The following is a 21,393-nucleotide window of genomic DNA, read 5'->3' as shown; positions in this document are numbered from 1 at the left end:
AACCCGGGCGGAGGCGGTCCGCCGACCCATCCGCATGGACGGGAATTCCAGCAAGCCGGCCGTCGGTCGCCTGAAGAGAGTCTTATGACGGAATACATACAGAACCCGGTGCTCTGGGCTCTGCTCGTCGCCATCGTTCTCGCCGTCGCCCTCATTGTTCGGCAGCGCAGGGTGGCGCGTGCATTGCGACAGGAGATCGAAGGGCTCACGTCCCATTACACCGAGCTGGAGAACGACTACGCACAGTCCGTCCGGGCAGCTCAGGAGGAGGCCGAGGAAGCCACGAAAACCGTGCTGAAGTCCGCGATGCGGACACTTCAGGGCCTTGCCGCCGAACAGCAGCTGGTCGTTTCCCGCCTGCAGTCCAAATACGGCGACACGGACATGCTCCAGGACCTGCTGGAGATCGACCACACCAACTCGCAGTTCGGCCGGCGCGCCCAGTCCATCGCGGTGCTGTGCGACGGCTGGCTCGGCCGCCAGCGCGACGTGGCCTCCGTGTACGACGTGGTGCGCAGCGCGCAGGGCAGGATCCGGCACTACCGCCGCGTCGACATCCTCTCCCAGGTCGACTTCGGCATCACCAGCCGTGCCGTCGAGCCGGTCGCGCTGGCCCTCGCCGAACTCCTCGACAACGCCACCAGCTACTCCAGCCCCGACACCGTCGTCGAGATCAACATCCGCACCGTGCCCAAGGGCATCTGCATCGTCGTCGACGACGCCGGTGTCGGCATGAGCGACGAGGAACGCGCCCGCGCCGAGAAGCTGCTCTCCAGCGAGATCGCCTCCGGCGTCGCCGGGCTCGGCAACCCGCCGCAGTTCGGCTTCGCCGTCATCGGCGTCCTCTGCGAACGCTTCGGCTTCGAGGTGTCCGTCGACTCCAGCTCCCCCTACGGCGGGGTGCGCGCGGTGCTCCTGATCCCGCACGACCTGCTCACCGCCATGCCGGAGAGGAAGGCCCCCGTGCCGGCCGTCCCCGCGGCGGCGGGCGCCGGCCAGAGCAGTGGACCCGAGCCCGCGGCGGCCCTGTCCGCGACCGCGGACGGCCTGCCCCGGCGGCGCCGCAAGCGGCCGATGGCCATCGTGCCGGGCAGCGCCCCGACCACCGGCGCACCCGCCCGCTCCGGCGCGGAGAAGGCGGCGATCATGGGCGCCTTCCAGCGCGGCACGCAGTCCGGCCGCGCCGCGCAACCCGACTCAGCGGAGCGGGCGAGCCGAACCCGCGGTGCAAGCAGCGAAGGTGATGAGGTCTCGTGAAGCACGATCTTTCCTGGATGCTCGACAGCGCCCTGGAGATTCCCGGGGCCCTGCACGCGGTCCTGATATCCGCCGACGGCCTGCTGATGGCCAGGACCAAGGACTTCGACAAGGACGACGCCGACCGGGTCGCCGCGGCCATGAGCGGGGTCCAGTCGCTCAGCCGGTCCCTCGCCTTCTTCTGCGAGGACACCTCCCAGCAGTGGCGGCAGACGCTCGTGGAGTTCGACGGCGGCTGGGTCTTCCTGATCTCCGCCGGTGAGGGCGCCTACCTCGGTGTCTCCGCCTCGCCGGACGTCGACATGGCCGACATCACCTTCCGTATGCAGCAGCTCGTCGCGCAGCTCGGCAAGGAGCTGACGACGCCGCCGCGCGAGAACCTCGGCGCGCGCTCATGACCGGCCCCGACGGCTGGGAGCCGGAGGCGCCGGAGCTGGTACGGCCGTACGTCATCACCAGGGGCCGCGGCCTGCCCGACGAGGAACAGCTCTCCCTGATCACCCTGGTCACCGCCGCCCCCGAGCACGCGCGACGGCCCACCCGGCTGTCCCCGGAGGAGCAGAACCTGCTGGACATCTGCTCCGCCGGCTACCTCTCGGTCGCGGAGATCGCCGGGCACACCCGGCTCCCCCTGGGCGTGGTGAGGATCCTCCTCGCCTCGCTCTCCGAGGCCGGGTTCGTCATCACCCGCCCGCCGGTGCGGCGCGCGCCCCTCGCGGACAAGCAGATCCTGGAGGAGGTGCTGCATGGTCTCCGCGCCAAGTTTGGATGAGCAGGACTACGTCCGCGACGGGGCGTCGCAGACTGCCGTGAAGATCCTCGTGGTCGGGCACTTCGCGGTCGGCAAGACGACGTTCATCCGGGCGATCTCCGAGATCGAGCCGCTGACCACCGAGGAAACCATGACCCGGGCGGCCGAGTCGGTCGACGACCTCAAGGGCGTCGACGGCAAGACCACCACCACCGTCGCCATGGACTTCGGCCGGCTCACCATCAGCGACCGGGTCGTGCTGTACCTGTTCGGGACGCCGGGCCAGCAGCGCTTCGTCCAGATGTGGGAGGACATGGCGCTCGGCGCGCTCGGCGCCCTGGTCCTCGTCGACCCGGAGCGGCTGGCGGACTCCTTCCCCGTCATCGACCTGATCGAGCACTACGGGCTCGACTACGCCATCGCCGTCAACCACTTCGACGGGGCACCGACGCGCGACGAACGGGCGCTGCGCGAGGCACTGGACCTGCTCGACGACACCCCCGTCGTCACCTGCGACGCCCGCGACGAGAAGTCGTCGGCCGCCGCACTGACCACCCTCGTCCGCTACTTGCTGGACCGTGCCCAATAGGAAGCTGAGAGCAGACATGGACGCTCACCCCACCGCCCCGGTGCCGCCGCCCGGGTGCCCGGCCCACGGCACCGGCGCCCGCGTGCCGCTGCACGGACCGGACTTCGCGGCCGACCCCCAGGCCTACTACGCCTACCTGCGGCACTACGGTCCCGCCGCGCCCGTGGAGCTCGCGCCGGGCGTGGAGGCCACCCTCGTCACCGACTACACGGCGGCGCTGCACCTCCTACAGGACTCCGGGTCGTTCCGCAAGGACTCGCGCCGCTGGCGGGCCTTCAACGAGGGCAAGGTCGGCCACGACAGCCCCGTCGTGCCGCTGCTGGCGTACCGGCCGAACTGCATGTTCGCCGACGGCGCCGAGCACCTGCGGCTGCGCCAGGCCGTCACCGACAGCATGGCCCGCGTCGACACGCGGCGGCTGAGCCGCAGCACCGAGCAGGTCTCCGACTACCTCATGGCGCAGTTCTCCGCGCGCGGCTCCGCCGACCTGCTCGGCGACTACGCCAAGCAGCTCCCGCTGTTCGTGTTCAACGAGCTGTTCGGCTGCCCCGCGGGCATCGGCGACCGCGTGCTGTTCGGTGTCTCCGGCATGTTCGACGGGGTCAACGCCGAGAAGGCGGCCGAGGTGCTGTTCGAGGCCGTCGGTGAACTCGTCGCACTCAAGCGGTCCCGGCCCGGCGACGACGTCACCACCTGGCTGATGCAGCACCAGGCGCAGCTGACCGACGAGGAGATGGTGCACCAGGTCGCGCTGCTGCTCGGCGCCGGCACCGAACCGCTGCGCAACCTCATCGGCAACACCCTGCACCGGCTGCTCACCCACGACGCGTACGCCCACAAGGGCGGGCTGATCGACGAGGCCGTCGACGACACGCTGTGGGAGAACCCGCCGATCGCCAACCTCGCGCCGCACTATCCGGCCATGGACATGGAGTTCGCCGGACAGCAGCTCCAGTCGGGCGACCTGGTGCTCGTCAGCTTCGCCGCCGCCAACACCGGCCCGGCGCTGACGGCGGCCCGGGAGGCCGGCAGCAACCGCGCCCACCTGGCGTGGAGCGCGGGCCCGCACGCCTGCCCGTCGAAGGAACCCGCGCGGCAGATCACCATGACCGCCCTGGAGAACCTGCTCACCCGGCTGCCCGACGTCGAACTCGCCGTGCCCGAGGACAGCCTGACCTGGCGCCCCGGCCCGTTCAACCGTGGCCTGGCGACCCTGCCCGCCCGCTTCACCCCGGTGGAGCCCGCCCCGCGCTCCGCCCCCGAGACGAAGGCGGCGGCCCCGGCGCCTTCCGGCCACGCCGCGCAGGAGCGCAGGCCCGAACGCGGGGGACGGTGGAGTCAGTTCCTCCACTGGCTCACGAGGTGATTCACACAACACCCATCAACTCTGCACAAGAGCATGAAGGTTTGGCCTCACGGGTAGTGAGCATCGCGGTACGACGTGATGCTATCGAGGCAAAGGAGGTGTCATGGACCACATATCCACTGACGCCGCTTTCATGCACGACCCCGCCGGATGGGACCGGATACCCGCCCCGAAAGGCGGGTGTCTTCTTGCGCCCCAGGGCGTGCCGGGGGGCACGCTCGGCGCGCTCACGGCCGGTCAGCTGAGCCGGCTGTGCGAGGTCGCGGGCCTCGACCCGGGAGACACGCGCGGGTACGTCGACGCGGTCGTCGCGGCGCTGGGCACCGTGGCCGGGCGGCCCCTCGACCTGCCGCCCGCCACCGACACCTTCCTGTCCGACGACCACACGCCCGTGGAGTACTCGCTGTCCTTCACACCGGGCGAGGCGCCCGTGCTGCGCGTACTGCTGGATCCGGGCTGCGGCGCAGACAGCCTGGCTCGCGGCGGACGCGTCGGCCTGGACGTCGTACGGCGGATGGCCCGGCGCTGGAACTTCTCCACCGAACGGCTCGACGAGCTGGCCGACCTGTTCCTGCCGCCGGACCCGCAGGGACCGCTGGCCCTGTGGTGCGCGCTGGAGCTGCGTCCCGGCGGCGTACCGAAGGTGAAGGTGTACCTCAATCCGGCGGCCCGGGGCGCACAGCGTTCCGCCGAGACCGTGCGGGAGGCGCTGCACCGGCTCGGCCACCGGCGCGCGTTCGCCACCCTGCCCCCGGCCGACCGCCTGCTCTTCTTCGCGCTGGACCTCGGCGACTGGGACGAGCCCCGGGTGAAGGTCTACCTCGCCCACCAGGACGTGTCCGCCGCCGGAGCCGGCGCGCTGTCCCGTACCGCGGGCCGAGCCGGGCACGCCGAGTTCCGGGACTTCTTCCACACCGTCACCGGCGGCACGCACGACGGCCCGGGACTCACGCGACGGCCCTTCCAGTCCTGCCACGCCTTCACCGAGACGGCGAGCGGCCTGCCGAGCGGCTTCACCCTCTACGTCCCCGTCCGGGACCACGCCCGGCACGACGCGGAGGCCCTGGAGCGGGCGGTGACCGTCCTCGAACGCCACGGCATGGACGCCGGCCCGCTGATCCGGGCCGTCCCCGCGGTCACCGACCGGCGGCTCACGGACGGCGTCGGGCTCGTCGCCTATGTGTCGCTCGCCCACCAGCAGGGCAGGCCGCCCCGGGTGACCGTCTACGTCTCCGCCGAGGCCTACCGGGTCAGGCCGCCGAACCTCCCGGCCCCGCAGCCCCAGGCCGTGCACTGACACACACGGCCCGGGCGGCGAAAGCTCCCCGTGGAGGGCGGCCACAGGGAGCTTGGGCCGCAGGCCTGCGCGCCGGACGGACGACGCCGCCCGCCGACGCCGGGCCTCCGCCGGGTCCCACACCATCGGGACAGACGCCTGCCAACGTGCCGAAGGGCGGACCGGCCGGGTGGGTACCGGCCGTCGGACCGTCGTCGCACCACGGACACGCTCCGCAGCCGCCCCTCTACGCGTCCTGCAACTCCCGCAGTTCCCGCAGATACGTGCCGACGTCCACCTGGATCGAGGCGCCCTCGGTACGGCCGTAGCGCTGCTCGACGGCCGTCAGGTACGCGGTGATCTCCCCGCGCATCTCCTCCTCGGACGGCAGGGCGGCGTCGCCGGCGACGAGCCGGGCCACCCACTGCGCCTGTGCCTCGACGAGGCGGGTGATCGAGCCCACGGGCCGGATCAGCCCGACGAAGTACAGCCCGGGACGGTCCGGGGACACGATGCGCCGGTACAGCTCGACCGTCCCCCGCGGGCCCGCCGGGCAGCCCGGCGGCAGGAAGGGGAACGCCATCCGGTAGCCGGTGCAGTGGACGACCGCGTCGGCCTCCTCGGACGTCCCGTCGGTGAACACGACGCGACCGGGCTCGAAGGAGGCGATGGCCGGCCTCGGGATCACCGCGCCGTGCCGGATGCGGCTGAGGATCTCGTCCGAGATGGTCACGGCCGAGGAGAAGACCGGATGGTCGGGCTCGGGCAGCCCGTAGTCCGACAGCCTGCCCCGCGCCACGTGCAGCGCCTGCTCCACGAACTGCCGCTGCTCGGCGAGCGACATGGCCGTGAACCACGGCGCCTCGGCGATCAGGTCGACGGAGATGCCGTAGAGCTGCTTCGGGATGATGTGCAGGCCGCGGCGGACGGAGAGCAGGGTCCGTGCCGCGTGCCGGGAGAGGTCGGCGGCGATGTCGACGGCGGACGCGCCGAGGCCCACGACGACCACGCGCCGGCCCGTGAAGTCCTCGCCGGTGCGGTAGTCCATCGAGTGGATGATCGTGCCCCCGAAGGTGTCGGCGCCCGGCGGCAGGGGGTGCGGCATCGCCGGTTCCGTGTTGTGCCCCGAGGCGACGACCACCCGGTCGAAACGCCGCGCCGACACCACGCCCCGCGCGTCCCGGCTGAGGACCGTCCACGTCCCGTCGGCCTCCTGCCGCACCGACCGCACCTCGGTGCGCAGCTCGACGCGGGACAGCAGCCCGGCCCACTCGGCGAACGACTTCAGGTACGTGGCGACGTCGCTGTGGCTGGGATACAGGGGCAGTTCGGACGGCATCGGGAAGTCCGCGAAACCCGTGAGCTGCTTGGCGCTGTTGAGGTGCAGCGCCAGGTAGGCCGGGCTGCGCTCGCCGGCCCCCGGCTGGCGCCACATGCCGCCGACGTCGGGTGCCTTCTCCAGGCAGACGACGTCGATGCCCCTGGCGTTGAGCGCGTGCGCCGTCGCCAGTCCTGACAGACCTGCACCGATCACGCACACTCGCACGGATACTCCCACAAGCCCGACACCATCCTCTCGAACGTGCATTCACTGCCCATCCGGATCTCGCCTCACACCAGGGCGACGGCCGGTGGGACGTGTCGGTTCTCACACGCAACCGTGCGCCGCAGAGGAGCGGGTGTGCGGGAGGAGGCCCCGTGCTGACCGCACCGCCGGTGTCGCTCCCCGGCGGTGGTGGTCACGGGCCGCCGCGTGCGCGGCGGCCCGTCGGGGGAGACGGTCGGCGCCATCCCTGACATGACGGCGCCGACCGTTCACAAGATGACGGCACGTGTAGGCAATGTGCCGTCATCCGCTCGGGGGCGGCGGTCGCCGCCGACGGTCGACCGCGACCCGCCGCCTCACCGGATCACGCGGTCACGGGTACGACACCACCGTCGACGGCACGGTGTTCGTGCCCGACGTGGGCGCGCCCGTGTCGTTGATGACGCACTCGTACTGCCCGTGCCCGCTGAGCGACACGACGCTCAGACCGTGGAAGCGCACCCCGGGCGTGTCCGGGGCGGCGAAGCCGTGGTGCTGGACGATGGTCGGGTCGACGTTGTAGTAGCAGTAACTGCCCATGCCCCAGCCCTCGTGCGTGGTCACGCCGTCGCCGACCCGGTAGGCGGCGTAGCCCTTCACTGGACCGTTCTGGACGGCGGCCTGGTTCGGGGCGTCGTAGGCCTTCTCGTTCTGGAAGAAGATGGTGCGGCCCCGCTCGCCGAACCACTGCACGTCGTACTTGTTGAAGTGCTCGACGAACAGGCCGGTGGCGAGCACGTCGTCGCCGTTGACGACGACGCCGTAGTCGCAGCGGTTGGTGTCCCAGCCGACGCCCTCGCCGTGGTCGGCGCGCCAGACCCAGGTGTGGTCGACGACGGTGTGCCGGCTGTTGACGACGATGCAGGTGGTGGCCTTGCCGGCGCCCGCCCCGCCGACGCGGACGAACACGTCCTGGACGGTGGTCGGGTTCGCGGAGTGGTCCTTGGACGCGCCCTGCGGCCCGACTTCCAGCAGTGTCTCGGAGTTGACGGTTCCGGCGTCGATGAGGAACCCGGCGAGCCGTACGCCGTCGACGTCGGCGACCTTCACCGCCGTGGCGCCGTTGTCCGGGATCAGGGTGGCGTACCCCAGGCCGAGCACCACGGTGTCGGGGCGGTCGACCCGCAGCGGCTGGTCGACGTGGTAGATGCCCGGCGTCAGCAGCAGGTGCAGGCCCTGCGCGAGCGCCTGGTTGAGAGTGGCGGCCGAGTCGCCCGGCTTGGCGACGTAGAACCGCGTGAGCGGGACGGAGGTGCCGCGCGGGGTGCCGTTGCCCCAGGTGACGCCGCGGGAGCCGGTCCGCTTCTCGGGCAGGAAGACCTTGTACTCCTCGCCGTCGAGGTACAGGAACGGCTTCTCGCGGGAGACCGGGGTGGTGTCGAGCGTGGTGTACGGCGGGTTCGGGAAGCTCTGTGCCGGGGCGCCCTCGACGCCGGAGAACACCATGTTCCACACGGCGTTGGTCCAACCGCCGACCGCGCTGTCCCGGGTGTACCACTGCTGCTGGGAGTACGGGCCGACCTGGCCGTCGATGCGGCTGTCCGCGATGTAGCCGCCGCTCGCCCAGCCGTATCCGGAGGGCGCGAGGTCGAGGCTGCCGCGCACGTGCATGCGGCGGAACGGGGCCGCCTGCGCGACCGCCCACCGGTTGGTTCCGTTGACGGGGACGAGCGCGAGGTTCTCGGCGGAACGCCAGAAGTTCTGGGTGGCGTTGCCGTCGAACCAGCCGGCGTCGACCGTCACGTCGCCGTTGATGGTGGTGTCGTCGGGCGACAGGCCCAGGCCCGTGATCGAGGTGTAGAAGCCGATCTGGGCGTTGAGCCCGTGGTAGGTGCCCGGCTTGAACAGCAGCGCGTAGCGGCCCGTACCGAACTGCGCCGACTCCTGCGCACGGAAGATCTCGTCGAGTTTCGCCTGGATGCCTGGGGTCGACGGGTCGAAGACGAGGACGTTCGGGCCGAGGTCGCCGCCGCCCTTGAGCTTGCGCGGCTTGTTCCGCCCGGGGGCGGCGGAGGCGGCACCGGACAGGCCGAGCACGGCGGGAGCGGTCGCCGCTGCGGCGCCCAGGACGGTCCGGCGGCCTATCGAGGGCAGCCGGGAGTGCGGGGAGGAAGCGGGCATGGGGCGGCTCTCCTGGTTCAGGAAGTGAACGTGGTGGGGGGTTTGGGAGCGCTCTCTCGGCGTGCATGCTTCATCCGCGAGAAGCACGAGTCAAGAGGTCCGACCGGATCTCGTGCGCACCGGACGGCCGTTCGGCCCGCGGGATCGGCGCCGCCCGGGGGGAGCCGTGCCGGTCCCCGCCGGTCCGTGCCGCAGATCCCGGCTGGGAAAATGCCTACGCGCGCGGGGCGAGATCCTGGCACCATGGGCGCGCACTGCTGTGTTGCGTTGCTGCGTGTCGCGTTGCCGTGGGCCGTGTGCCCTGACCGAGGGGGAAACCGTGGCGGACTGGATCTACGTCCTCGATCCGCACAGGGACACCCTGGACGGTGAGCCGGCCGGCAGGGACACCATCCGCCGACTCGCGGAGGAAGAACCGGAGCTGGAGTTCTGGCTCGGCCGCCGCAGCCGCATGAAGCCGGGCGACCGCCTCTGGTTCCTCTTCACCCGCCCGGACCCGGCGGTCGCCGCGGTGGCCGAGGTCGACGAGGAGCCCTGGGAGGACCCGGACGACCCCGACGTCACCTATGTGGTCGGGGTGAGCCTGCTGCCCGAGGCGACGAAGGCGCTGCACCGCGACCCGGTGAGCCGCGACGAACTGGGCATCGGCCAGGTCCGGTCGGTGCAGAAGGTGAAGCCGGAGGCGCTGCCGGTGCTGCTGGAGCGGGCGGGTCTCTGACCGTCGCCGAACGGCCGGCCGGAAGCGCCGGGGACGGTGAGCGCCGGGACTGGTGAGCACCGGGACCGGGGGAGCGCGGCCGGCCGGGGAGTCGGCAGGCCGGGGGCGCGGCAGACTGCGGGAAGCGCTACTCCCCGCACCCCTCCCGGTGCCCCACCCCCGGCAGCAGCTCCCCCCACGCCGCCTTCGTGAGGTCGCCCCCGGTGCGGGCGCAGATGTGGCGGACCGCGCGGTCCGTGTCCAGCGTCCACACGCGTGCCGTCAGGTCGTTGCTCGCCGAGGTGAGGGTGTGACCGTCGGGGCTGAAGGCGACCGACGTGACGGTTTCCAGGTGGCCGGTGAGCTCCTCGCCGTGCGGTTCGGCCGTCGCGGCGTCCCACAGGCGTACCGCGTGGTCCTCGCCGCCCGTTGCCAGGGTGCGGCCGTCGGGGGAGAAGGCCACCGACGTGACGCCGCCGCGGTGACCGGTCAGGGGCCTGCCCGCCGGGCGCGGTGCGTCGAGGCGGTCGACGTCCCACAGGCGTACCGTGCGGTCCCGGCTCGCCGTGGCCAGGGTGCGGCCGTCCGGGCCGAAGGCCACCGACGTCACCGTGTCCGTGTGGCTCCGCAGGGGGCGGCCGATCCGGCGGGGTGTGCCGCGGTCGGTGACGTCCCACAGGCGGGCCGTCCGGTCCTCGCCCGCGCCGGCGAGGGTGCGGCCGTCCGGCGCGAACGCCAGTGACGTCACCGCGTCCTCGTGTGCGGGCAGGGGTGCGCCGACCGGGCGCGGGGCGCCGCCGCCCGCCGTGTCCCACAGGCGGATCCTGCCGTCCCCGCCCGCCGTGGCGAGCGTGCGGCCGTCGGGGGAGAAGGCCACGGACAGGACGCCGCCGGGGTGCGCCGCGCGCAGGGTCCCGGAAGGCGCCGGGCGGGACGGGGACGCCACCGACCACAGGCGTACCGTGCCGTCCTGCGCACCGCTCGCCACCGTGCGGCCGTCCGGGGCGAACGCCACCGTCATGACCTCCGCCTCATGGCCCGTCAAGGGGCGCGGCAGGCGGCGGGGCTGGCCCGGCCGCCGTACGTCCCACAGGCGGACCAGGGCGTCGTCCGTGCTCGCCGCCGCCAGCAGTGCGCCGTCGGGGCTGTACGCCACGGACGTGAGGGGGTTCGTGAAGTCGGTGAGCGTCGTCCTGGGCAGGTGCCAGAGGCGGACGCTCCGGTCGGCGCCCGTGCTCGCCAGGGTGCGGCCGTCCGGCGCGAACGCCACCTCCCACACGCCCTCGGTGTGACCGGTGAGCGGTTCGCCCAGCTGCTGCGGGTACTTCGGGTTGGCCACGTTCCACAGCACGACCGTGTCGTCCTGCCCGGCGCCGGCCAGCGTGCGGCCGTCGGGTGCGAACGTCACGGACCACACCGGTGCCGAGTGCACGGTGAGCGCGTCGCCCAGGGGCACGACCCGTGCAGGGTCGGTGGCGTCGTACAGCCGCACCGTCTCGTCGAAGCCGCCGCTGGCGAGGGTGCGGCCGTCGGGGGAGAACGCCACCGTCCACACCGACGCGTCGTGCGCACGCAGCGGCTTGCCGAGCCGTGACAGGCCGTCGGTGCCGCCGACGCGCCACATGCGCACCGTCCCCGTGTATCCGGCCGTGGCCAGGGTGCGGCCGTCCGGCGTGAACGCGACCGCCCGGACGCTGCGTTCGTCCGCGCGGGCCGGGGGGCCGAGCGGTGCGGGGCGCGCCGGGTCGCCGAGGTCCCACAGGCGTACGGTGCCGTCGTCCCCCGCAGTGGCCAGGGTGCGGCCGTCCGGGGCGAACGTGACCGAGACGATGTTCTCCGCGTCGTGACTGGTCAGCGGCGCGCCCACGGGGCGTGGTGCCGTGCGGTCCGCCACGTTCCACAGCCGGATGCCGCCGCCCCGGCCCGTCGCCGCCAGCAGCGTGCCGTCCGGGGAGAACGCCACCGCGCCGACCGGGCCGGACGGGAAGCGGAGCGGCTCGCCCAGCGCCGCCTCCGGGGACGGGGGCCCGCCGTCGCCTCCGTCCCGGCCACCCGCCACGTCCCACAGCCGTACGGTGCCGTCGTGGCCGCCGCTGGCCAGCGTGCGGCCGTCCGGCGCGTACGCCACGGAACTGCCCACCCCCCGGTGCCCCGGCAGCCGGGTGGACAGCACACGGCCCGCGTCCGTGATGAGCCGCGTGTGCAGATCCGGCGTCGACCGCATGCGGTGGGCGGCGACGTCCAGGCCGGCGGCGAGGGAGGCGCTCGTGTCACGCAGGCGGTCCGCCTCCGCCGTGATCCGGCCGAACACCGCATCGTCCCGCTCGGCCTGCGCCGTGGCGCTCAGCCGCAGCGCGACGACCGCGGTGCCCGAGGCGACCAGCACCAGCACGGCGAGCACGGCCGACACCGCCCGCCGCCGCCACATCCCACGGCGCAGGCGGCGTTCCGACGCCGACAGGAACTCCCGTTCCGCACGCGTCAGTTCGTCGTCCCTGCGGTCCTCGGGGAACGCCTCGCGGGCCGCCGCCAGCCGCGAGCCCGCGTACAGGGCCGCGCTCTCCCGGCCCAGCTCCCGCCAGGTGCGGGCCGCCTCGGACAGCGAGCGGTGCACGCGCAGCCGGTCGCGTTCGGCGTCGATCCAGTCGCGCAGCCGCGGCCAGGCGGTGATGAGGGCCTCGTGGGCCAGGTCGACCGTGCCGTGGTCGAGGGTCAGCAGCCGCGCGCGCACCAGCCGGTCCAGGACGGCGCGGGTGTCGCCGGGGTCGCCGAGGGCGAGTTCCGCGCGGTCCGCGGGACGCCTGGTGTCCGGTGTGCCGTCGCCCGGGGCGACCAGGCGCAGCAGGATGCGGCGCGCCAAGTCGGCCTGCGGCTCGGTGAGTTCGGCGTAGACCTGCTCCGCGGTGCGGACGACGGCGCCGTGCAGGCCGCCCGTCGCCTCGTACGTGCTCTCCGTCAGCGTCCGGCCGGTGCGGTGCCGCCAGGTCTCCAGCAGGGCGTGCGACATCAGCGGCAGTCCGCCCGGGGCGTCCTCGACCTCCGTGAGCAGCCGCCTGGTCAGGGAGCGCTCCACGATCAGGCCGGCCGCGGTCGCCGGGCGGACGACCGCCTCCCGCAGCTCCTCCCGGGTCATCGGGCCGACGAGCAGCGTGGCGTCCTGCAAGGCGGCGGTCAGGCCGGGGTGTTCGGCGCAGCGGCCGAGGAAGTCGGCGCGTACGGCGATCACCACGCGCAGGCGGCTGTCCGGCGCGGTGGCGGCCAGCAGACGGTCCACGAAGCCGTCCCGCGCCGCCGGGTCGGCGCACAGGGTGTACAGCTCCTCGAACTGGTCGACGATCAGCCAGGTGTCCGCGTCCGTGTCCGGCACCGGCGTCAGCCGCTCGCCGTGCGTGTTCAACGGGTCCGCTCCGGGCGTGAGGACCCGTACGGCGGCGGGGGCGCCGTCGCCCGCGGCGCGCAGCCGGGGTATCAGACCGGCCCGCAGCAGTGAGGACTTGCCGCTTCCGGACGAGCCGAAGACGGCGGTGAAGCGGCGGTGCCGGGTGAGTTCGCCGAGCCGGTCCACGAGCCGGTCGCGCCCGAAGAACAGGGCGGCGTCGTCCGGTTCGTACCGGGCGAGGCCACGGTACGGCGGCGGCGTGTCGTCCGCGTCGGCGGCCGGGGCCGCCTGCGCCGACGTCTCCTCCCAGCGCCTGCGCCACTCCTCCAGGTCGCCGCCGCAGGCCTCCACGTAGGCGAGCGTCACCGGCAGGCTGGGCAGTTGCCGCCCGGCCGCCGCCTGCGACAGGGCGGTCACGGAGAACGGCACCTTCTGCGCCATCGCCCGGTACGTCGGCCGCCCCGCGGACTCCCGCAGGGCGCGCAGCTGCGCGGCGAACCTCTGCACCGGCCCGGCCTGCGGATCCAGTCCCCGCTCCCGGCGTCCCACCCCATGTCCCGCCACGATCCGCCCCGTTGTGTGTGTCCGTGTGTGCCCGGCGAACGCCGCCGCCGTGTGCGCTCGGTGTTCGTACGGGCGCCCACCGTAGGGAGCGGCGCGGAGCGGCCGCAAGCGGCGCAGGCCCGCACACGGGGGGTTCACGGTGTCTTCACCCTTTGCGCCCCTCGCGCGGTCCGGGGTGGCCCGCGCATTGTTCAGCGCGGCGCACGGGCTGCTGAACAACCCTTCTCCGCGCTGGGATCACCCGAGGGGGAAGCAGGGGACGGCGCGCACGCCGTGCCGGCCATGGACCGCGCCGTCCCCGACCCCCGCACGTTCTGTACGCCCGTACCCCGCACAAGGAGGACACCGGTTGAACCTCGACGAGGCCCGCCGGCCGCGGAGCGTGACCCTCGCCGTGATCCTGCTCGTCCTGGGGGCGCTGACGGCCGCCGTGGCGGGGATGTCCGACCCGCAGGCGTCCCGGGCGCCGACCTTGCTGACCCTGCTCGTGCTGGCCTGTTCCTGGTTCGCGGTGCGGGCCGGGCGCGGTCGGCGGGTCGCCCGGACCACGGTCACCTGCCTGACGGCGGTGATCCTGCTGCTCGCCGCGCCGTTCGCGCTCGCCGACCCGCTGTACGGCGGCCCGACCCTCGCCCTCGCATGCGCGTTCGCCGTCCCGGGGGTGGTCCTGCTGTACCGGCCGGCGGCCGAGCGCTACGTCCGGGCCAGGACGGCCCTGCTGCACGCCGACGGGCCGGCGAGCGAAACGTGAGGGGCGGCCGGACCATGAACCGCACCGAGGCACGAGGGGCCACGCCATGAACCACCCGGACGTCCCGGAGTATCCGGACCACGCCGACTTCTCCGAACCTTTCGGTCCTCCCGGGCTGCCCGAGCCCTCCCGGCCGCTCGTCGTCCGGGACGCCGCACCCGATCCCCTGGCCGTCGCCGCCGGGAACGCCTCGCTGCTCGGCGTGGGCTACCTCCTCATGGGGCGCCGCGGGCTGTTCCTCGCCACCGGGGCGGTCACCGTCGCGCTCGTCTGGACGGTCGTGGCGACCGCCGAGACGTGGAGCGAGGTCGTCCTGCTGCTGTGGTGGGCGGCGCTCGTCGCCCACGGCTGGCAGGGGGCCCGCGGCCGTGACGAGGGCGCCCGGCGCACCCCGCGCGGCCAGCGCCTCGTCGCGCTCGGCATCACGGTGCCGGTGCTGCTGGCCGCCGGCTGGCTGCGGCTGGACACCCACGGCGTCCAGGACCGCGTGAACGAGGCCCGGGAGCAGGGCGACTGTGCGGCTGTCGCGGACGCCCAGGAGGACATCGGGCCCGGCCACCGGCTCGCCGGCGCGCCCGTGGCCGCGCGGGGCGACGCGGCGGTGGACGCCTGCGAGCGCCTGGACAGCGCCCGCGCCGACCTGTCCGGCGGACTCGACGCCGAGGTCGACCTGCTCGCATCCGGCTACCGGAAGCTGGTTTCGCTCCTGAAGGACCCGGCCAACGAACCGGCCGTCGCCGCGGCCCTGGACGGATTCCTCGCCCGGCTGCCCGACGGCGACCCCTGCCGGACGGTGGTCGTCACCGACTGGCTCCGCGCCAGGAAGCCGGGGCACGAGGTGCTCGACCGGTCGTCGGCCGCCGCCGCCCGTACCGCACCGGCCGCACTCCTGGAATGCGGCGACGACCACATGAACCGCGAGGACTGGAGGCAGGCGCGGGCGCACTACCGGCAGCTGCTCGACCAGTACCCCGGCGACGACCGCACCGGCAAGGCCCGCAGCGGCGTCAAGAAGGCCGGCCTGGCCATCGAACTCGACCACGTCCGGCAGCTGGTGGCCGGGACGCACAGCGCGAAGACCGGGTACTGCGCCGACCCGGCGAAGTACGGCGGCGCCCCCGCGTACCGCAGGGGAACCAGCCGTGCGCTGTTCCTGGGCGAGGGCGAGTACACGGAGAAGCTGCCCGACGGGTGGCGGACCACGGACCCGGCCCGGGCCGCGCTCGTGGTGTGCACGGGTTCGAGCGATTTCGGGTCCGCCGTCAGGACGTGCCCCTACCGGCCGACGTCCGGCTCCGGAAGCGGCATCACCTACGTCACCTTCCACAAGGTCCGGATCCCGGTGAAGGTGTACGAGCTGCGCACCGGCAGGCTCGTGGCCAACCGCAAGGTGCAGATCAGCGGCACGAGCTGCCCGTACTCCTTCATGTACTACGGCCTTCCCCCGTCCGACAAGTACGTCACGCCGTCGGCCTCCGACGTACGCGACGCGTTCTCCCCGGTCGTCCGGCGGTGAGAGGAGGAACTGGCCGCACGTCCAGGGGTGTTCAGGCGTGCGCCGTCACCCCGGGGACGAACTCCGGGTCCACCTGCTCGGCCAGGTCCCTCCCGGTCGCGGCGTTCGCCCAGGCGCGGGCGTTGCGCAGGTGGAACTCGACCGCGTGGCGGTGCAGCCGCTCCCAGTCGCGGGGGCGGGAGTCGACGGCCTCGCGCAGGACGTTCAGGGCGTGACGGTTGTGCGGTTCGAGGGAGGCGAGGCCGCCGTCCTGCGGGCGGCCCCGTTCCGCGGCGCGCACCCAGGGGGAGTGCACCAGGTGGGTGAGCAGGTCGTCACCCACCTCCTCCTTGAGGAACAGCAGGTCGTCCTCGCAGGTGACCTTGTTGCCGACCACCGCGATCCGCACCCCGAACTCCCGCGCGTGGTCACGGTACTGGCGGTACACGGACACACCCTTGCGGGTCGGTTCCGCCACCAGGAACGTGATGTCGAACCGCGTGAACAGACCGGAGGCGAACGCGTCCGCGCCCGCCGTCATGTCGACCACCACGTACTCGCCCGGGCCGTCGACCAGATGGCCCAGGTACAGCTCCACCCCGCCGAGCTTGGAGTGGTAGCAGGCCACGCCCAGGTCGCTCTCCTCGAACTCGCCCGTCACCATCAGCGGCACGCCGCCCGCGCGGCCGACGTGCCGCGCGTGCAGCTCGTCGTCGCCGAGCAGCCGCAGCAGCCGTGAACCGCGGCCCGGAGGCGTGGTCTTGGTCATCGCCTCGCGGGAGGCGATGCGCGGGTTCGTGCCGCGCAGGAAGTCTTTGATCTCACCGAGGTGCGCGCCCAGCGGCGCGGGCGGTACGGGCTCCTCGTCCGGGGCGAGCGCCTCGGCCAGGTGCTGGTTGATGTCGCCGTCGACGGCCAGGACCGGGGCGCCGGAGGCCGCCAGATGGCGGGAGAAGAGGGCCGACAGCGTGGTCTTGCCGCTGCCGCCCTTGCCGACGAACGCGACGCGCACTATCGCTCCCCGTTGGTGAAAATGAATGTCATGTAGGTAGGTCTAGGGGGTGGCGGAGAGGGTGTCAAATCCGGCGCGCGGGGTGGAGGATGGTTCCGGCCGTGCGCGGGGTCGGCGGTGGTGGCGTTGCTTCCGGTACGTGCGCCGTGGCTGCTGTCCCTTCCGTCGGCAGCGCGGTGCGCGACGGCCGCCGCAGCCACGGCCACCGCACGTCCCGGCCGAACGACCACACCAGCAGCGCCGGCGCCGCGACCGCGCCGCTCACCGCGTGCGGCAGCAGGCGCACCCCGGCTGCGTGGCCACGTACACGCTGAGCACCAGGATCAGGAACGCGTCGACCTCCATGGCGAACCGGGCCCCAGCGGCGCCGAGCAGGTGCCCCTGCTGATACCGCCGTGCGAGACGCCCCGCCGGTCAGCCCGTGACCGCCTCGTGCACCAGGCGCTTGAGGTCGCGGAAGACGGTGTGCGAGGACTTCGGGCGGACCTGGGTCATGAACTGCACCGTGAGGTCGCGGCCCGGGTCGACCCAGAACGTCGTCGTCGCCACGCCGCTCCAGCCGTACGTGCCGAGCCCGGACGGCTCCTGCGTGCGGGACGGGTCGATGACCACGGAGACGCCGAGGCCGAAGCCGACGCCCTCGTTGCCGGGCTCGTCGTGCGCGGGGCGGCTGCCCACCGTGCGCAGATCGGCGCCGCCGGGCAGGTGGTTGGACGTCATCAGGTCCACGGTGCCGGGCGCGAGCAGGCGGACGCCGTCGAGTTCGCCGCGGCGGCGCAGCAGCTCCATGAAGCGGTGCATGTCGTACGCGGAGGCCACCATGCCGCCGCTGCCGGACAGGAACCGCGGCCGGCCGTGCAGCGGCAGACCCGGGATCGGCTTGATGCCGCCGCCGTCGGCCTCCCCGTACAACTCGGCCAGCCGCCCGGCCTGTTCGCCGGTGACGTGGAAGCCGGCGTCCGGCATGCCCAGCGGCCGGAAGATCCGCTCGGCGAGGAACGCGTCGAGGGGCTGCCCGGAGACCACCTCGATCACCCGGCCGAGGACGTTGCTGGCCACCGAGTAGTTCCACTGGGTGCCCGGGTCGAACTGCAGCGGCAGGCTCGCGTACACGTCCATCGTCTGCGCCAGGTCCTTGCCCGGCGGCACCGACGACTCCAGGCCCGCCGCGCGGTACAGCGCGTCGACCGGGTGGGTGTGGTAGAAGCCGAAGGTCAGGCCCGCGGTGTGGGTCATCAGGTGCCGCAGCAGGATCGGCCCGGCAGCGGGCCGCGTCCTGACGTCCGGGCCGGAGCCGCTGTCGTAGACCCGGGCGTCGGCGAAGACCGGCAGGTGCCGGGCGAGCGGGTCGTCCAGGGACAGCCGGCCCTCCTCCATCAGCATCAGGGCGGCGACCGCGGTGACCGGCTTGGTCATGGAGTAGATCCGCCACAGCGTGTCCGGTTCGACGGGCAGCCCGGCCGCGACGTCGCGCAGGCCGTGCGTCGTGAGGTGGGCGACGCGCCCGCCGCGGGCCACGGCCACCAGGTATCCGGGCAGGCGGCCCTCGTCCACCGCGTCGGCGAAATGCCGGTCCAGGCGGTCCAGTGCCTTCGCGTCGAGACCCACCTCGCCCGGGTCCACCTCTTGTCGCAGCTGTGCCATCGTTCTCCTCCGTCACCTTCCACGGTGCGGTCCGGCATACCCGCGAGCGGGCACCCTCCAACCTTCATCGTCGCGCAGGAAACGGCAGACCGGAGCCCTGGGAGGCCGTCACCGCTCCCACCGCGGGCCGGGCGGCCCCCTGAACGCGCCGGCGCGGTCGGCCGCCCGGCCCGCGGTGCGGGCCGTCACGGGCGGCTGACGGTGCGCGTCACGCCCGCGAGGACCGCGGTGGCGAGGATCCAGCCCGTGATGACCAGGACGTAGGACAGCACCTGGCGCCAGCCGTCCGGCGCGAACGCCGCCTCCTGCCCGAAGGAGATCACCGGCAGCAGCAGGTCGAGGGTGTAGAACACCGGGTGGAAGTCCGGCGCCTCGGACGCCTTCAGCGCACGCGGATGGTCCAGGGCGTAGGCGGTGGAGCCCACGGTCAGCAGGGACAGCAGCCAGCCGGCGGCGCGCAGCGGCCGGAAGCCGTAGCCGACGGTGGCGTCCTGCACGAGGCCCCACAGCCGGGCGTACCACGGCAGGGTGCGGCGGTGCCGGCGCTGCTTGGCCAGCTGCACCACGCGGGCCGCGTCGTCGTCCCCGATGCGGCGGTAGGCGGCGGTCAGCTGCTCGTAGGCGTGCGGGACATAGCCGTCCCGGTCGCGTTCCAGCATCGGCAGGCGGCGGGCGGCCGGCTCGTGCGGGGTGAGCGTCGTGTAGACGAGGCCGTTGAGCAGCACCTGCGGGGGCGTCACGGCGGGGTCGACGAACAGCACTTCGAGCTGTGAGCGGCGCAGGTTGAGGGTGCCCTCCAGCGGCGGGCTCTTGCGCAGCCACAGTTCACTGATGGTGGCGCTGCTGGCCCGCAGAGCCGTGCCGCTCGGGTTGGACAGCCGGGTGTACGACAGGTCCAGCCGGCCGGTGATGCGGGAGCCGCGCAGGCCGACCCAGCCCTGCACGTCCGCCTTCCTGAACAGCAGGTCGCCCTCGACGGCGAGGGTCTCCGCGTCGACGGCGCACTGCCCGGGGTTGCTCAGCCGCGCCTCGGACAGGCTCACCGAGCCGGTGATCTTGGCGCCGTTGAGCCGCACCGGCCCTTCGGCGCGCAGCCCGGGGGCCCACAGGTCGGCGCCGATGACGGCCTGGTTGAGCTGGAGCACCGGCTGGGAGATGTCCGGGTCGCCGAACGTGGCGCTCTCCATGTACAGGCTGCCGGAGATCTGCGCCCCGCCCAGCCGCACCCGGCCGAGGAACCGGCAGCGGGTCAGGCGCAGCACGCCGTCCACCGTCACGGCGTGCGCGACGAGGCCGGGCAGCACGGACTCGCTGAGGTTGAGTTCGCGGAGCCGGCCGCCGTAGAGGCGGGGCGGCTCGTCGAAGTGGCAGTGTCTGAGGCGCACGGGCTGGTCGACGGTGGCGTACTGCAGGTCGAGCATGCCGGTGACGCGGGCCCCGGCCAGGGCGAGGGAGGGTATCTCGCCGTCCTCCCGGGGGCAGTTGACCAGGAGGTACCTCAGCACCGAGGCGCGCACGGTGCGTTCTGGACCCCAGTCGGCGCCCCCGGCGGCGTCCTCGTGCGCGGGGTCGCGGAAGTCGACGGCCTCGCCGCGCGGAAAGGCCCGCCACACGCGCAGTTCGGCCGGTGTCAGGTCGGTGATCTCCATCAGCGGCGACTCTGGCCCGGCCGCACCACGGGTGTCAACTGCCCTTTTCTGCCTGCGGCTTGATGTTCCACTCCGCGACGACGGGCCTGCCGTGTTCCGCCGACAGGCGGTCGCGGGTGCCTGTCTCGACGCGGAACAGCCGCCCGTGCGGGCGGTGAGGACGTGCAGGAAGGGCGAGCGGGCCGGTGAGGACGAGCGAGACGGGCCGCCCGGTGGGCAGCGGGGCGAGGGGCCTGGTCCTCGCCGCGCGGGGTCAGGGGCAGGTCGGTCCGGCCGGTGTGGCGGCCCGACCTGCCCCCCTCCGTCAAGCCGCGGGGGGACCTCCCACGTCCTTCGGACAGTGGGGGAGGACCAGGAGGAGGTCCCCCACGGCGGTTACTCCTTCGCCGACTCGACGGCGTGGCCGCCGAACTGGTTGCGCAGCGCCGCGATCATCTTCATCTGCGGCGAGTCGTCCTGCCGGGAGGCGAACCGGGCGAACAGGGAGGCGGTGATCGCGGGCAGCGGGACCGCGTTGTCGATGGCGGCCTCCACGGTCCAGCGTCCCTCGCCGGAGTCCTCGGCGTAGCCGCGCAGCTTGTCGAGGTGCTCGTCCTGGTCGAGGGCGTCGACCGCGAGGTCGAGCAGCCAGGAGCGGATGACGGTGCCCTCCTGCCAGGAGCGGAAGACCTCCCGGACGTCGGTCACCGAGTCGACCTTCTCCAGCAGCTCCCAGCCCTCGGCGTAGGCCTGCATCATGGCGTACTCGATGCCGTTGTGGACCATCTTCGAGAAGTGCCCGGCACCGACCTTGCCCGCGTGGACGTAGCCGTAGGGGCCCTCCGGCTTGAGCGCGTCGAAGATCGGGCGGAGGCGCTCGACGTGCTCGGTGTCGCCGCCGACCATCAGGGCGTAGCCGTTCTCCAGGCCCCACACGCCGCCCGAGACGCCGCAGTCCACGAAACCGATGCCCTTGGCGCCGAGTTCGGCGGCGTGCTTCTCGTCGTCGCTCCAGCGGGAGTTGCCGCCGTCGACCACGGTGTCGCCGGGCCGCAGCAGGCCGCCGAGTTCGTCGATGACGGACTGGGTGGGGGCGCCGGCCGGGACCATCACCCAGACGGTGCGCGGCGCGTCGAGCCGCTCGACCAGTTCGGCGACGCTGCCCACGTCGGAGACTTCCGGATTGCGGTCGTAGCCGACGACGGTGTGGCCGGCGCGGCGGATCCGCTCGCGCATGTTGCCACCCATCCGGCCGAGGCCGATGAGACCGAGCTGCAT

16 protein-coding genes and 1 pseudogene are annotated in these 21,393 nt (G+C 73.3%); 9 read left to right on the top strand and 8 right to left on the bottom strand.

Translation table 11 applies throughout. The annotated features are described in order from the left end of the window. Positions 1-84 precede the first annotated feature (84 nt). The 6 genes from AB0M97_RS01270 to AB0M97_RS01245 all read left to right on the top strand — a co-directional run bounded on the left by AB0M97_RS01270 (position 85) and on the right by AB0M97_RS01245 (position 5,260). Positions 85-1,257 carry an ATP-binding protein gene (locus AB0M97_RS01270; protein WP_365958585.1) on the top strand — a complete coding sequence of 391 codons (1,173 nt, stop codon included), beginning with the start codon at positions 85-87 and terminating at the stop codon, positions 1,255-1,257. Then, entirely contained in the window at positions 1,254-1,655 is a 402-nt protein-coding gene (locus AB0M97_RS01265; protein ID WP_365958583.1) for a roadblock/LC7 domain-containing protein, read from the top strand. Before AB0M97_RS01270 ends, AB0M97_RS01265 begins: the two co-directional genes overlap by 4 nt. Further along, positions 1,652-2,029, top strand: coding sequence for a DUF742 domain-containing protein (locus tag AB0M97_RS01260; protein ID WP_365958582.1), 378 nt, complete (start codon positions 1,652-1,654; stop codon positions 2,027-2,029). The genes AB0M97_RS01265 and AB0M97_RS01260 overlap by 4 nt, the downstream gene beginning before the upstream one ends. Continuing rightward, positions 2,004-2,597, top strand: a complete 594-nt coding sequence (locus AB0M97_RS01255; RefSeq protein ID WP_365958580.1) for an ATP/GTP-binding protein — start codon at positions 2,004-2,006, stop codon at positions 2,595-2,597. The genes AB0M97_RS01260 and AB0M97_RS01255 overlap by 26 nt, the downstream gene beginning before the upstream one ends. A 16-nt stretch (positions 2,598-2,613) precedes the next feature. Continuing rightward, positions 2,614-3,963 carry a cytochrome P450 gene (locus AB0M97_RS01250; protein ID WP_365958578.1) on the top strand — a complete coding sequence of 450 codons (1,350 nt, stop codon included), beginning with the start codon at positions 2,614-2,616 and terminating at the stop codon, positions 3,961-3,963. Between the two features lie 103 nt (positions 3,964-4,066). Next, complete coding sequence (locus AB0M97_RS01245) at positions 4,067-5,260, top strand: tryptophan dimethylallyltransferase family protein (RefSeq protein WP_365958577.1); 1,194 nt, start codon at positions 4,067-4,069, stop codon at positions 5,258-5,260. 226 nt (positions 5,261-5,486) lie between these two features. Here AB0M97_RS01245 and AB0M97_RS01240 read toward each other — a convergent pair whose 3' ends face one another. Further along, on the bottom strand, positions 5,487-6,785 hold the full coding sequence (locus AB0M97_RS01240) for an FAD-dependent oxidoreductase (RefSeq protein WP_365958576.1): 1,299 nt from the start codon (positions 6,783-6,785) through the stop codon (positions 5,487-5,489). 372 nt (positions 6,786-7,157) lie between these two features. After that, positions 7,158-8,945, bottom strand: coding sequence for a coagulation factor 5/8 type domain-containing protein (locus tag AB0M97_RS01235; protein ID WP_365958575.1), 1,788 nt, complete (start codon positions 8,943-8,945; stop codon positions 7,158-7,160). Positions 8,946-9,264: 319 nt separating this feature from the next. On the opposite strand from AB0M97_RS01235, the gene AB0M97_RS01230 reads away from it, so the two are divergent. Continuing rightward, entirely contained in the window at positions 9,265-9,663 is a 399-nt protein-coding gene (locus tag AB0M97_RS01230; RefSeq protein ID WP_365958574.1) for a hypothetical protein, read from the top strand. 127 nt (positions 9,664-9,790) lie between these two features. Here AB0M97_RS01230 and AB0M97_RS01225 read toward each other — a convergent pair whose 3' ends face one another. Next, positions 9,791-13,585, bottom strand: coding sequence for a WD40 repeat domain-containing protein (locus AB0M97_RS01225; protein ID WP_365958573.1), 3,795 nt, complete (start codon positions 13,583-13,585; stop codon positions 9,791-9,793). Positions 13,586-13,934: 349 nt separating this feature from the next. Between AB0M97_RS01225 and AB0M97_RS01220 the strand changes: the two genes are divergently transcribed. Together AB0M97_RS01220 and AB0M97_RS01215 are read left to right on the top strand one after the other, a co-directional pair. After that, a complete protein-coding gene (locus tag AB0M97_RS01220) occupies positions 13,935-14,336 on the top strand; it encodes a hypothetical protein (RefSeq protein WP_365958572.1) in 402 nt (133 codons plus the stop codon). 46 nt (positions 14,337-14,382) lie between these two features. Beyond that, a complete protein-coding gene (locus tag AB0M97_RS01215) occupies positions 14,383-15,852 on the top strand; it encodes a hypothetical protein (RefSeq protein ID WP_365958571.1) in 1,470 nt (489 codons plus the stop codon). 31 nt (positions 15,853-15,883) lie between these two features. Here the strand turns inward: AB0M97_RS01215 and AB0M97_RS01210 are convergent, their stop codons facing one another. The 5 genes and pseudogenes from AB0M97_RS01210 to gnd all read right to left on the bottom strand — a co-directional run bounded on the left by AB0M97_RS01210 (position 15,884) and on the right by gnd (position 21,393). Then, positions 15,884-16,843, bottom strand: coding sequence for an ATP-binding protein (locus tag AB0M97_RS01210; RefSeq protein ID WP_365958570.1), 960 nt, complete (start codon positions 16,841-16,843; stop codon positions 15,884-15,886). 64 nt (positions 16,844-16,907) lie between these two features. Continuing rightward, a pseudogene (locus AB0M97_RS01205) lies at positions 16,908-17,209 on the bottom strand (hypothetical protein); the annotation flags it as partial. A gap of 48 nt (positions 17,210-17,257) precedes the next feature. Continuing rightward, a complete protein-coding gene (locus tag AB0M97_RS01200; RefSeq protein ID WP_365958569.1) occupies positions 17,258-18,487 on the bottom strand; it encodes a serine hydrolase domain-containing protein in 1,230 nt (409 codons plus the stop codon). Between the two features lie 185 nt (positions 18,488-18,672). Beyond that, positions 18,673-20,136, bottom strand: coding sequence for a membrane-associated oxidoreductase (locus AB0M97_RS01195; RefSeq protein WP_365958568.1), 1,464 nt, complete (start codon positions 20,134-20,136; stop codon positions 18,673-18,675). Positions 20,137-20,511: 375 nt separating this feature from the next. Continuing rightward, positions 20,512-21,393, bottom strand: coding sequence for a phosphogluconate dehydrogenase (NAD(+)-dependent, decarboxylating) (gnd, locus tag AB0M97_RS01190; protein ID WP_365958567.1), 882 nt, complete (start codon positions 21,391-21,393; stop codon positions 20,512-20,514).

Source organism: Streptomyces sp. NPDC051207 (genome assembly GCF_040682395.1).
Classification (GTDB): Bacteria; Actinomycetota; Actinomycetes; order Streptomycetales; family Streptomycetaceae; genus Streptomyces.
The sequence above is the reverse complement of the archived record's forward strand: the minus strand, read 5'-3'. Positions and strand labels throughout refer to the sequence as shown.